This window comes from Stappia sp. ABD4_338 (genome assembly GCF_056312175.1).
In genome coordinates this window covers 833,133-846,220 of sequence record NZ_CM149982.1, presented here as the reverse complement: position 1 = coordinate 846,220, position 13,088 = coordinate 833,133, and the positions used below count along the sequence as shown (strand labels likewise).

Here is a 13,088-nt window from a genome sequence, read left to right as displayed (position 1 = left end):
GAGTGACCGCGGGGGTCGCTCACTCCGCCGCCTGAGGCAGAGCCGGCGCGGGGTCCGTTTTCTGCTCTGCCCTGTCCGAATTGCCCGGCGTCCCATCGCCGGCCAGGGTCTCCACCGCCAGATCCGCGTCACTCTTGTCGAGACGCCGGCGGAACCACAGCGCATAGAGCGCCGGCATGAAGACCAGCGTCAGCACGGTGGCCACCGTCAGCCCCCCGATCATGGAGATCGCCATCGGCCCCCAGAAGATGTTGAAGGTCAGCGGCACAAAGGCGAGCACGGCGGCCAGAGCCGTCAGGATCACCGGCCGGGCGCGGCGCACGGTCGATTCCACGATGGCCTGACGCATGGTCACTCCCGACGCCAGATCATGCTCGATCTGGTCGGCCAGGATCAGCGTGTTGCGCATGACCATGCCGCCGAGCGCGATCACGCCCAGGATCGCGACGAAGCCGAACGGCGCGTCCGCGACGAGCAGCGCCGCGACCGCGCCGACCAGCCCGAGCGGGAAGGTCAGGAACACGATGGCGAGCTTCGAGAAGGACTGCATCTGGATCATGATCAGGAACGCCATGGCCAGCAGCATCACCGGGAAGACCGCGCCCAGTGCCTTGTTGGCCTTGGCGGATTCCTCCGCAGCGCCGCCCGCCTCGATGCGGTAACCCGGCAGGAGCTCGCTCTGGAGCGCCTGCATGGCCGGCTCGAGCCTGGCGGTGACGTCGGGGGGCTGAACGCCGGCCAGCACGTCGGCCCGCACCGTGAGCACGGTCTCGCGGTTTCGCCTCCACAGGATGGGCTCCTCGGCGGTGTACTCGATACGCGCCACCTGGGAGACGGGGATCGCGCGTCCGTCGCGCACGTGAAGCACCAGATCGCCCAAGTTTCCAAGGGCGGCCCGTTCGGCCTCCGCCGCCCGCACCATCACACCGACCGAATGGCGCCCTTCGCGCAGGGCCGTTGCCTGAACGCCGCTCAGAAGCGCCTGGAGCCCCTGGCCGATGTCCGAGGTTGAAAGTCCCAGCGCCCGTGCCCGGTCCTGGTCGACCACGAGGCGCACGGACTTCATCTTGTCGCCCCACTGCAGCTCGGTGTTCAGCGTGTCGGGATCGGCGCGCATGATGTCGCGCACCCGCTCCGCGATCCGCCGCACTTCCTGCGTGTCGGCCCCGATGACACGGAACTGGACGGGGAAGCCGACGGGCGGCCCGAGCTCCAGCCGCGAGACACGTCCGCGCACCGGGCCGTTCGTGTCGGCAAAATGCGCGCGCATCTCCTCCACGAGCCGGCCCGTGTGCTCCCCGCCCTTCGACTGGGCCAGGATCAGCGCGTAGCTCGGGTTCGGCAGCGCCGGGTTGTAGGCCAGCATGAAGCGCGGCGCACCCGCCCCCACATAGGTCGTGAAGTAGTCGACGTTCTCGTTCTTCGACAACAGTTCCTCGATCTTGCGGGCCTGCGCGTCCGTCGCCGCGAAGGAGGCGCCTTCCGCGCCCTGCAGCTCGATCAGCACTTCCGGGCGCGAGGAATTGGGAAAGAACTGCTTCTTCACGAAGCCCATGCCGTAGCCCGACAGGCCAAGTAGCGCGAACGTCAGCACGACCACGGGAATGCGGAACCGCACGGCGCCCGAGACGATCCTGCGAAGCCGCTGGTAGGACGGCGTGCGATAGATCGCCTCCTCGTCCTGCGCGCCATGCTCGGCCGCGTGTCGCTCCAGCGATTTCGGCAGGAGATAGATGCCCAGATAGGGCGTGAAGACCACCGCCACGAACCACGAGATCAGAAGCGCCGTCGTGACGACCCAGAAGATGCCGCCGGCATATTCGCCCGCCGCCGACCGGGCGAAGCCCACCGGCAGGAAGCCCGCCGCCGTCACCAGCGTGCCGGTGAGCATGGGAAAGGCCGTCGATTCCCAGGCATAGGTCGCCGCGCGGAACCGGTCCCACCCCTGTTCGATCTTCACCACCATCATCTCGATGGCGATGATCGCGTCATCGACGAGAAGGCCCAGCGACAGAATCAGCGCACCGAGCGAGATGCGCTCCAGGTCGATACCCATGAGAAGCATGGCGACGAAGGTGCCGGCCAGCGTCAGCGGCACGGAAAGCGCCACGATGATGCCGGTCCTGAAACCAAGCGACATGAAGGAGACCAGCAGCACGATCGAAATGGCGACCACGAACTTCAGCAGGAACTCGCCGATGGCCTCTTCCACCACTTCCGGCTGGTTCGACACCTGGTGCAGTTCCGCCCCGATCGGAAGACGGGCTGCGAGCTCTTCGGCCTTTTCATGCAGGCGCTCACCCAGTTCCAGAACGTTGCCGCCCTTGGCCATGGCGATTCCGATCATGATCGCCGGCTCGCCGTCATAGCGGCTCTCGAAGCTCCTGGGATCCGCCACCCCGGTGCTCACGCGGGCGATGTCTCCAAGCCGGAACGTGCGTCCGCCCGCCTCGATGGGCACAGCCGCCACCGCGTCGGCGCCGGACAGGCTGCCGCTCACACGCACCTGCACGGTCTCCGCCGCGGTATCGACGGATCCCGAGGGCACGACCGCGTTCTGAGCCGAAAGCGCCTCGAAGATCGCGCTGACGGGAATGCCGAGCGTTGCCAGCTTCGCATAGGAAATATCGACGAAGATCCGTGGTTCCTGTTCGCCGAAGAGCTGGACCTTCTCCACCTCGGGAACGGCGAGAAAGCCCTGGCGCACCATTTCGGCGAGGTCCGAGCGCTCCATCCACGTCGCACCGGGCGCGGTGAGCGCATGGACCTGCACGTAGACATCGGAATATTCATCGTTGAAAAAGGGGCCAAGCACGCCCGTGGGCAGATCGGCATGCACGTCGCCGACCTTCTTGCGCACCTGGTACCAGAGGTCCTCCACCGCCGAGGGAGGCGTGGAATCCTTCAGCGTCACCTGCGTCGCCATGAACCCGGGACGCGTGTAGGTCTCCAGCCGTGACAGGTAGGGCAGCGTCTGGAGGCGGGTCTCGACGGTGTCGGCGACCTGCTCCTGCATCTCGCTCGCGGTCGCACCGGGCCAGGCGGCGGTGACGACCATCACCTTGACCGTGAAGCTCGGGTCCTCGTTGCGTCCGAGATTGGCATAGGCGAATGCGCCGGCCGCCGCGACGACGAGCATCATGAAAAGGACGAGCGTGCGGTGCCTAAGGGCCCAGGCGGACAGGTTGAAGGCGCTCACTTCAGGGCCCCCACAGTCACGGTCGCCGCGCCGCCGTGCAGGACGACCCGCACGGGCGTTTCCGCATCCAGCCGATGGGCACCCATACTGACTACCAGAGCGCCCGCATCGAGGCCGCCCTCGATCAGCGCGGTCTCCGCCGTGAGACGCAGCACCTTCACGGGCACCGCGCTGACGTGATCGGAATCCGCCCCGGCACGCCAGACGTTTGCCTGGCTCCCGTCGTACCAGACCGCCGAAAGCGGAACGGAGACGCCTGGAACCGGCGCATCGTCGGCAAGGCGCACGGTGGCGCTCATGCCGAGCCGGGCGGTATCCGCGGGAGCATCGATCGTGAACCGCGCCGCGAAACTGCGCGCGGCGGAATCCGCCTGGGGCGAGAGCTCGCGCAGGCGCGCGGGATAGACGCGATCGGGATCGGCCCACAACGTCACGCTGGCGCTGGCGCGCGACAGCAGACCGACGCGGGCTTCCGGCACCGCGACCTCAACTTCGCGCGCCGCATCGCGGGCCACATGGACCACGGGCTGCCCCGCCGTGACCACTTCGCCGGGCTCGGCGGAAACGGACGTGACGACACCATCCGCATCGGCGGTGAGCACCGCGTAATCCAACCGGTTCCGGGCAAGGGCCGAGCTTTCGCGAGCCGCCTTCAGCGTCTCGCGGGCCGCGTCGGCCGCCGCCTGCGCCGCATCCAGCGCCGATTGGCTCACGTGCCCCTTGTCCCTGAGCGCCACGATCCTCTCCAGATCGTCGTCAAGCTGGCGCGCCTGCGCCTGGGCCGCCTTCTCACGCGCCTCTTCCGCGCGCAGGCTCGCCGAGAGATCCGTCATGTCGAGCCGGGCGATGGCCTCGCCGCGCTCGACACGCGTTCCCGCATCGACGAGACGTTCGGCGATCTTGCCACCCACACGGAATGCCAGGGGCACCTCGACGCGCGCCCGGACCGTGCCCGACAAGGCGTAGGCCGGCGGCGCGGCCGGAGCGGCCGGAACCACCCAGACGGCGCGCGGAACCGCTTCGTTCTTGCCGGAAGCCTCCTCCGCCGCCTCGGGCTGGCAGCCGGCAACGAGCAATGTCGCGACAAGGCCTGCAAGCGGGACAAGCCGGCCATGACCGGCGAAGGCGAGGAACGGACGCATGATCGAAGTCTCCGGGACGGGCCTGCAAGGCGGCCCTTCGTTCAGTCATATCGGAGCCCCGCAGGGCCCGGCGGGCTGAGGGCGGGCCTTCTGCCTCGCCCGGTCCCGGGAGAACCTTCAGCCCCCTGCGTGAAGGGAGCGACCATTACCGGCCCTCTCCGGTTTAACGCATATTGTCGTTCGCCTGATGAATGTCAATATTCGTCACTATACATTCATCAAGCCTGCGCCATTGACTGTACCGCGCGGGCCACCCATGCTGACATTCCAGCAGGGGGCAGGTTCGTGGTCCGGTAATGCGCGACCGGACGACGAATGACATGCGGCTTGCGGCAGCTCCGGGCGGCCGCGGTCGGAAATGTCGTATCTGCGGAGGTTGTTTGCGGCTTCGGAGCCGGGATGCCTGTAATGTGTTACAGAGGCACTCGATCGAGGTCGTGACTCGAAAACCTCGAATGCATGCTATTTCGGCGCGAACGGGAACGAACGGGACCTGGAAGACATGACGGAAGCAGACGGGGCTCTCATGCGGGCTGATGCAGCCGTGACCGAGGGCGGATCACGCGACGGCTCGACGAGCAGCTCTTCCCAGGAGACACGCAAGCGGATCGTCGAGACCGCCAGCGAGCTGTTCCACGTCTACGGCTACCAGAAGACCACGGTGGCCGATATCGCCCGCGAACTGGGCATGTCGCCGGCCAACGTCTACCGCTTCTTCGCCTCCAAGGCCGAATTGACCAAGGCCGTGGCCGCTGTCATCACGGCGCGGATGCGCGAGGCGGTGTGGAACGACCCACCCATGCCGGAAGCCGACGGGACGAGCACGTTGCGGGAAATGGTGCGCCGACAGTTCCACTACACACGCCAGCATTATGCGGGCAACCGCAAGATCCACGACCTGCTCGAGGCTGCCATGGAGGAAGCCTGGGACGTGATCATCCGTCACAAGGAAGAACTGCGCCGCGACTATGCGGGCGTGATCCGCGCCGCTATCGAGCGCGGCGAGTTTCCGGAGCAGGACGCGGACAATTCCGCCCTGCTGTTCCAGCATTCGCTCGTGATGTTCTTCCACCCCGCACTCGTGGCGGAGAACTGCCGGTGCCTGCCCGACGGCCTTCAGGACCGGATGCTTGAACCGATGCTGGATTACGCCATCGCCGCGCTGCGCGAGGGGCATTTCGGCTGCGTGCCCGACGAGGTGCGTGAGACAATCGGCTGACGACACCTTCCTCCGGGGGGATCAGAGCCCCCGACCGGCGAGGAAGCTTCCCCGCGAGGCGCTGCTCCACGGCGCGACCCTGGCGAGAGCGCGCACGTAGCTCTTGTAGATTTCCCGGTTGAGATCGCCGCCGTCCGCAAGGCTGGCCACCACATCCGTCGAGGTGGACCGCAGCGCCGCCATGATGGGCTCGGGATAATTCACCAGTTCAACCGCATCGTCCTCCACGAGAACGCGCAATGCCTCGGCGTTGATCCAGTCGGCCTCGGAGAGGCTGGCAAGCGTCTCCGCGCGGCAGGCCGCCTGCACGATCGCCTTGAGATCGTCCGACAGACCGTCGAAGGCGACCGTGTTGACCAGCGCCTCCGTGGCGCCGTTCGGCTCGTGGAAGCCCGGCGTGTAACAAAAGGGCGCGACCGCCTGCAGGCCCATCGCGCGATCGCTTTCAGGCCCCAGGAACTCGGCCGCATCGATCAGCCCGGTTTCGAGCGCCGGCACGAGCTCCGCCGGCGGCAGCGAGACCGGCGTCGCGCCGAGCCGGCGCATGACCTCGCCGCCAAGCCCGGTCATGCGGATCTTCAGCCCCTTGAGGTCCTCCAGCGAGACAAGCTTGCGGCGGTACCAGCCGCCGAGCTGGCAGCCCGTATTGCCGGCCAGAAAGGGCCGCACCCCGTACTGCGCATACAGTTTGGTCCAAAGGTCCTGCCCGCCGCCGAACTCGATCCAGGTGGCATGTTCGCCAGGCAGAAGACCGAAGGGCACGGTCGAGAAGAAGGAGGCCGCAGGCATCCTGCCGGCCCAGTAGGCCGGGGAGGAGTGTCCCATCTGCGCCGTCCCGGCGGCAACCGCGTCGAACACCTCGCTTGCCGGCACCAGTCCGCCGGCGGGAAACAGGCGCACCCGCATCCGCCCGCCGCTCATGGTGGCGATCATGTCGCAGATCCGCTGTGCCGAAACGCCGGCGCCCGGCAGGTCCGCCGGCCAGGACGTGGCCATTTTCCACTCGATGGTCGTCTGGGCAACCGCCGGCCGGGCAAGCCCGGCAACGGCCCCGGCCCCGGCAAGCCCCAGCGCCGTACGCCGGCTGAACCGCGCACCGGAAGATGCCGCGGCCCGCTCTTCTCCCGCCGCTTGCGCGGTACGCTCGCAAGTCGTGTGTGTCGGGTCGCGCTTCGTCATCTTCCTGGTCCGGTATTCCCATCGGCATCGACCCGCCCGCGACGGATCCGCAACGCCCTGCATCCTCGTATGAAACGCAACGGCTTTCCTGTTTCTGGCAGAACCGGCAAGGGCCTGCAACGTCCAAGCCACACTCTTGGCAAGGGTAACACTCTCGCGGCACTTGCCGAGCCCCCTCCTATCCGCTTCACTGGCGCCCGGTTCATCGCGCGCGCGCCATGAAGGCGAAGTGCCGCCACGGAGAGAAAGATGGTTCCCTTCTTCGTCATGATAAAGTGCCATCTCGGCAAGGCTTACCAGGTCGCGAATGCGATCGCCGATGCAGAGATCGCGTCCGAAATCTACTCCACTGCGGGCGATTACGACCTCATGGTCAAGTTCTACGTCGAGGACGAGACCGACATCGGTCATTTCGTCAATGAAAAGGTTCACCCTTTCGACGGAATCCTGGACACGAAGACGATCATCACGTTCAAGGCATTCTGAGCCGGCGCGAATCGCGCAAGCCTCAGACCTTGGACGGCGTGACCGTGCTGCGTTCCTTGGACCGGTCGAGCCCGAGCGCGCGCTCGCGGAAGATGACGAAGACGCCGGCGCCGATCACGATCGCCGCGCCGACCAGAACCTCGATCGTGGGCACCTCGGAAAACACCAGATAGCCCACGATCACCGTCCAGATCATGGTCGAGTAGTCGAAGGGCGCGATGGTCGAGGCATCGGCGAAGCGGTAGCTGTGCGTCAGCAGGATCTGGCCCACGCCCCCGAACAGACCGATGGCCGCGAGCATGGCGAAGCCCTTCGCGTCCGGCATCACCCAGCCGAACGGCAGGGTCAGGAGCGCCAGTCCGGTCGTCACCATTCCGAACCAGATCACGATGGTCGACGTGCGCTCGGTTCCCGTCAGCCGGCGCACGGTGATCATGGCGAGCGCCATGCAGATGGCCGAGCCGAAGGCGAAGGCCGATCCCAGCGTCGTTTCGTCGGATTCCACGGACCCGCCCATGTGCGGCGACAGGATGATGAGAATTCCGACGAAACCCACGACAACGGCCGACCAGCGATAGATCCGCACCTTCTCGCGCAGGAACAAGGCGGCGAAAATGACGGTGATAAGCGGCGCGGCGAAGCTGATCGCGGTCGCGTCGGGCAATGGCAGGCGCGCCAGCGCCGAAAACCACAGGCTCATGGCCGTGGCGCCCACGATCGCGCGGCTGAGGTGTCCGAACGGACGCGACGTCTTGAAGGCCCCGGGCAGTTCGCCCTGAAACCCCGCCATGATCAATACCGGGATCAACCCGAAGATCCCCCGCGCGAACAGCACCTCCCCCACGGGAAATGTGGTCGCGACCATCTTCACCATCGCGACCATGCCGGTGAAAACAAGGGCCGACGCCACTTTCAGCGCAATGCCGATCCGCGGATTGTGATGATTGAGGTCTTTGGCGGACTCGCTGCCGGCGGCCGGCGCGGGGCGGGAACTCATGCGGGAAACATCCAGGGTTCGCCGCGCGGACGCGTTCGGGGACGCCACACGCCCGGCACCTGCAGGCAGGCGGGGAAGACAGGGTCGGACACAATCGTCGGACAAATGCGAGCAAACCACCTCCCGCGTTCCCGCGCAACCATCGAAGCGGGACGAGCGGCCTGTTCCGGTCGGCGCGGACACCTTTTTCGCTCGTCACGCCGCCACGACGACAAAGAGCCCGGGCCTTGCGGACCGGGCTCTTGATGGTGTTCAGGTCGGGAGGGTGCGGCCGAGAGACCGCTCGACGTTCAGCTCCGCGCCGCCTGGATCGCCTCCCAGACCCGAAGCGGCGTTGCCGGCATCTCGATCTGCGCAACGCCCGCACCGCGCCGCAGCGCGTCGTTGACCGCATTCATCACCGCCGGCGTGGCGCCGATGGTGCCGGCCTCGCCCGCCCCCTTGATGCCGAGCGCATTGGTGGTGGAGGGAACGTTGCGGGTGTTGAAAGCGATGTCCGGCAGGTCGCCGGCGCGCGGCATCCGGTAGTCGAGGAACGAGGCGGTAACAAGCTGACCGTCCTCGTCGTAGACCGTGTACTCCATCAGCGCCTGGCCGATGGCCTGAACCACGCCGCCATGCACCTGCCCGGCAAGCAGGATCGGGTTCACGACCACGCCGAAGTCATCGACGATGACATAGTTGGCGAAGGCCGTATCGCCCGTCTCCGGGTCGATCTCGACCTCGCAGATGTGGGTGCCGTTGGGATAGGTCGCCTCGTTCTGGCGCACCTCCTCCCGGCCCATCAGCGGCTCAGGAGCGGCGGCCGCCACCTCGGCGAGCGTGACCGCCCGGTCCGTGCCGACGACCCGCACCGCGCCGTCGAGAAGCTCCAGATCCTCGACACCCGCCTCGAGCTTGTCGGCGGCGATGTCCTTGACCTTCTTCACCAGCGCCTTCGAGGCCTCCAGGACCGAGGGAAGGCCGAGCGGGATCGAGCGCGAACCGCCCGTGCCGCCTCCCTTGCGCACCCGGTCGGTATCGCCCTGGATCATGGTCACCTTGTCGAGGTCGACACCGAACTGTTCCGCGATGATCTGGCCGTAGGCGGTGGCGTGACCCTGACCGTTGGTCTGCGTGCCGATGAGAAGCGTGAGCGAACCGTCGCCACCGAGTTCGACCGTCGCTTCCTCGGATCCCGCGAAGGCGCAGGCCTCGATATAGGTCGCCATGCCGATGCCGCGCAGCTTGCCGCGTGACCGGGACTCCGCCGCCCGGGCCTCGAAGCCGGCCCAGTCGGCAAGCTCCAGCGCCTTGTCCATGTGTTCGGCAAACTCACCGGTGTCATACATGCGCCCGGCCGGCGTCGTGTAGGGAAGCTGATCGGGCCGGATGAAGTTGCGCCGGCGGATCTCGGACGGCGCGAGGTCCATTTCCGCCGCCGCCTTGTCCACGAGACGCTCCAGAAGATAGGCGGCCTCCGGTCGCCCGGCACCGCGATAGGCATCGACCGGCGTGGTGTTGGTGAACACGCCCTTCAGCGCCGTGTGCATCACCGGAATGTCGTAGAGGCCGGTTGTCATCGACAGGCCCAGATAGGGAATATAGGGGCCGAACTGGTGCAGATAGGCCCCCATTGCGGCCACGAGGTCCACCCGCATGGCCAGGAAACGCCCATCCGCATCCATGGCAACCTCGGCGGTCGCCAGGTTGTCGCGCCCGTGGGCATCGGCCAGAAAGTGCTCGGAGCGCTCGCAGACCCATTTCACGGGCCGGCCCAGGCGCTCCGCCGCGACGAGCGTGACGGGATACTCGGGGTAGACGAAGTTCTTGGTACCGAAGCCGCCGCCGACATCCGGGGTCACGACACGCAGCCGATCCTTCTCGATGCCGAGAATGTCGCCCGTGATGATGTCGCGCATTCCGTGGCCACCCTGGGTGCCGGTGGTCAGCGTGTAGCGGCCAGTCTCGCCGTCATACTCGCCGATGCAACTGCGTGGCTCCATGTAGTTGCACACGAGACGATTGTTGACGATCTCGATCCGGGTGACGTGATGGGCACCGGCAAAGACCTCATCCGTCGCCGCCCGGTCGCCAAGCTCGAAGTTGTAGGCAACGTTCGTGCCCGTCTCGGGCCAGACAAGGGCCGCGCCGTCCTTCAGCGCCTCACCCGTCTCCACGATCGCCTCGAGCGGCTCGTAGTCGATCTCGATCAGCTCCGCCGCCGACTTGGCGTTGGCGATCGTGTCCGCGACGACGAAGGCGATGGGTTCGCCCACGTGGCGCACGGTGTCGGCGGCAAGCACCGGGCGCGGCGGAACCGCGTGCTTGCTGCCGTCCGGCTGGGTGAGAATCACCTTGGTCGGCATGTTGCCGAGGCCCTCGAGATCCGCCGCGGTGAAGATCGCCGCGACACCGGGCGCGCTACGGGCCTCGCCGAGATCGCCGAGCGTGATGCGCGCATGCGCCATGGAGGAACGCAGCATGTAGGCGCGCAGGGCGCCCTCGGGCTGGATATCGTCCGTGTACCGGCCATGTCCGGTAACGAGGGCGTCGTCCTCCTTCCGGCGAACCGGGGCGCCGAGGCCGAACTTTGCCTTGCCGAAGCTGCCTGGGGTAATCTCGTTCATGCGTTGGCCTCGCTGGGATCTCTTGCTGGGCTGGTGCCTTGCGGGCGACATGGGTCCGGGCGACGCCCGGTCAAGGCCCGCGTTTCCGGAGTTGCCGGGAAACACCGGTGCGCCCGGGCCGTCTTGTGCGGCGGTGAGGCTGAGGCGCGGACCAGACCTGGCAAATCCTGAGGTTGATGATGCGGTTGGCGGGCGATGGAACGCGCGGGCCCGTCGGCCCCGTTCCATTCCTTCCCGTCCAGACTAGCGGCAAAGTCGCCTTCCCGCCAAGCCCGTCTTGCCACTTCCTCCGGGCGCCGGGTTGGGTCTATGCTGGTCCGACCAGCCTCCCCGCTCTCCGTTCCACGGACACCACACTTCATGGGATCTTCTTCACGGCGCCAGGCCGCGACCCAGCGCTTTCACGACGTCGGCGATCGCCTTTCGCTTCTTCCGGGAAATCTGCGCGGCATCCTGTGGATGCTACTCGGCGGCCTTTTCTTCACCGTGATGGTGACCCTCATCAAGCTGCTCGGCCAGCGTCTCGACGTCACCCAGATCCTGCTGCTGCGCCAGTGCTTCATGGCCGCGATTGTCGCGCCCACGATCATCTACGGCCTGCCGGCCTCCCTCATCACCCACCACCCGATGCTGCACGCGACCCGCATCGTATGCGCGGCAACCGCCATGTTCTGCGGCTTCTCGGCCGTCATCCACCTGCCGCTCGCGGATGCCACCGCAATCGGGTTTTCCAAGACGTTTTTCGTGACGATCTTCGCCATCATCTTCCTGGGCGAGACGGTGGGACGTCACCGCTGGGCCGCGACGATCATCGGGTTCGTGGGCGTGCTGGTGATCGTGCGGCCAGGCGGGGAAGGCGGCCTCAACCCTTATGCCGTCCTGGCCGTGCTCGGAGCCTGTGGCGCGTCCTGCGTGATGATCATCATCCGCAAGCTTTCGCAGGTGGAACGCCCGGTCACCATCCTCACCTACCAGGCGGTCTTCGTGGGCGCCATCATGGCCCCCTTTGCCATCTGGAGCTGGGTCACGCCGACCCTGACTGAATGGCTTCTGCTCGGGGTGATCGGCATTTCCTCCTGGGCGGGACAGATGTGCAACATCCGCGCCTTCCGCGCCGGCGAGGCCTCGGCCATCGCCGCCTTCGAATACGTCAGGCTGCTCTATGCGACCGTGATCGGGTTTCTGCTGTTCGGAGACCTTCCCGCCTATGCCACCTATCTGGGCGCCGCGCTCATCGTGATCGCCGCCTTCTACACGGCCTTCCGCGAGAAGCAGCTCGGCCGCTCGAATGCAACACGCGCGACCGTGCGGGCCGATCCTCCGTGAGGCGCCCCCGGGGCAAACCCGGGAACCCGCCTACGAGCCGTTGAAATGGGGGGTCCAGATCCCCTCGACCCGGTAGCCGCCGAGCGAGCGCGCCATCTCCGCGAAGGCCGGCGTGCGGGTGAACCGCACGAGCGCCTGGAACGGCGGTTCGAACCAGTCGCGGCGGGACACCAGAAGGTCGAAGCGTTCCTCGCAGACCGGCACGAAATCGAGTTTGAACTGATGCGCGGATGCCTCCAGCCCGAAGGCCGCCTCGGCGCGTCCGTCGAGAACGGCGAGCGCCGCCTCGCGCTCGTCACGGGCAAGCGGGGTCTCGGTGCCGGGAAGCGCGATGCCCTCCTCCGCGCACAGACGCTCGAGAAGAAGCTGTCCGCCCGCGCTCGGCTGGCGGCTCACCATGCGCCGTCCCGCGATGTCGGCAAGGCGCGTGATCCCTTGCGGATTTCCCGGCGGCACGATCAGGCCGCGCGAGCGCCAGGCCCATTCCAGCAAAACGGCCGGACGATAGCGAAACCGCGCGGAGACGGCCTCCGTGTTCCACCCGCCGTCCTGCACCACATGAAGGCCGGCCGCGATCCCCTCGCCGTGCTCGAACCTGTCGATGCCGTCGAGGCTCCCGTCGAAGAAGGCCGCCAGACCGGAGCCCGATTCGCGCAGGGCCCACTCCAGCAGCGGGTCATGGCTTCCAAGCACGACGGTCGGACGCGCCGCGTCGGGAGAAGGCGTGTCCGACGCATTCTCGATCCAGGCAAGCACCACATCGCGGGGAAACAGCAGCTTGCCCGTCGCCCGGCTGTGCGGAATCTCGCCGGCCGCGGCCAGGTCATAGATCTTGCGCTCCTTGACCCGCAGGAGATCCGCCATTTCCCGTGTCGTCAGATAGGTCGGCAGTTCGCCTGTCATGTCGCCGTCAAGCCCGCTTCTTGATGAA

Annotated in this window: 9 protein-coding genes; 3 read left to right on the top strand and 6 right to left on the bottom strand. The window is 66.9% G+C overall.

Annotated features, from left to right (window positions below):
• Positions 1-19: 19 nt before the first annotated feature.
• Together ACYX4S_RS03760 and ACYX4S_RS03755 are read right to left on the bottom strand one after the other, a co-directional pair.
• Complete coding sequence (locus tag ACYX4S_RS03760) at positions 20-3,199, bottom strand: efflux RND transporter permease subunit (protein ID WP_476361934.1); 3,180 nt, start codon at positions 3,197-3,199, stop codon at positions 20-22.
• Positions 3,196-4,341: an efflux RND transporter periplasmic adaptor subunit gene (locus tag ACYX4S_RS03755; RefSeq protein ID WP_476361933.1), complete on the bottom strand. Its 1,146-nt coding sequence runs from the start codon at positions 4,339-4,341 to the stop codon at positions 3,196-3,198. Before ACYX4S_RS03755 ends, ACYX4S_RS03760 begins: the two co-directional genes overlap by 4 nt.
• A gap of 502 nt (positions 4,342-4,843) precedes the next feature.
• On the opposite strand from ACYX4S_RS03755, the gene ACYX4S_RS03750 reads away from it, so the two are divergent.
• Entirely contained in the window at positions 4,844-5,560 is a 717-nt protein-coding gene (locus ACYX4S_RS03750; RefSeq protein ID WP_476361932.1) for a TetR/AcrR family transcriptional regulator, read from the top strand.
• A 21-nt stretch (positions 5,561-5,581) separates the two neighbouring features.
• Here the strand turns inward: ACYX4S_RS03750 and ACYX4S_RS03745 are convergent, their stop codons facing one another.
• A complete protein-coding gene (locus tag ACYX4S_RS03745; protein WP_293723734.1) occupies positions 5,582-6,739 on the bottom strand; it encodes a TRAP transporter substrate-binding protein in 1,158 nt (385 codons plus the stop codon).
• A 249-nt stretch (positions 6,740-6,988) separates the two neighbouring features.
• On the opposite strand from ACYX4S_RS03745, the gene ACYX4S_RS03740 reads away from it, so the two are divergent.
• Positions 6,989-7,225: an Lrp/AsnC ligand binding domain-containing protein gene (locus ACYX4S_RS03740; RefSeq protein ID WP_293723732.1), complete on the top strand. Its 237-nt coding sequence runs from the start codon at positions 6,989-6,991 to the stop codon at positions 7,223-7,225.
• Positions 7,226-7,247: 22 nt separating this feature from the next.
• Here ACYX4S_RS03740 and ACYX4S_RS03735 read toward each other — a convergent pair whose 3' ends face one another.
• Positions 7,248-8,222, bottom strand: a complete 975-nt coding sequence (locus ACYX4S_RS03735; protein ID WP_476361931.1) for a DMT family transporter — start codon at positions 8,220-8,222, stop codon at positions 7,248-7,250.
• Between the two features lie 290 nt (positions 8,223-8,512).
• Positions 8,513-10,831 (bottom strand): xanthine dehydrogenase family protein molybdopterin-binding subunit, encoded by a 2,319-nt coding sequence (locus tag ACYX4S_RS03730; RefSeq protein WP_476361930.1) that lies wholly within the window; start codon positions 10,829-10,831, stop codon positions 8,513-8,515.
• A 360-nt stretch (positions 10,832-11,191) separates the two neighbouring features.
• On the opposite strand from ACYX4S_RS03730, the gene ACYX4S_RS03725 reads away from it, so the two are divergent.
• Positions 11,192-12,157, top strand: coding sequence for a DMT family transporter (locus ACYX4S_RS03725; protein WP_476361929.1), 966 nt, complete (start codon positions 11,192-11,194; stop codon positions 12,155-12,157).
• 30 nt (positions 12,158-12,187) lie between these two features.
• On the opposite strand, the gene ACYX4S_RS03720 is transcribed toward ACYX4S_RS03725, so the two are convergent.
• Positions 12,188-13,060, bottom strand: a complete 873-nt coding sequence (locus ACYX4S_RS03720) for a substrate-binding domain-containing protein (RefSeq protein ID WP_422069445.1) — start codon at positions 13,058-13,060, stop codon at positions 12,188-12,190.
• Between the last annotated feature and the right edge of the window lie 28 nt (positions 13,061-13,088).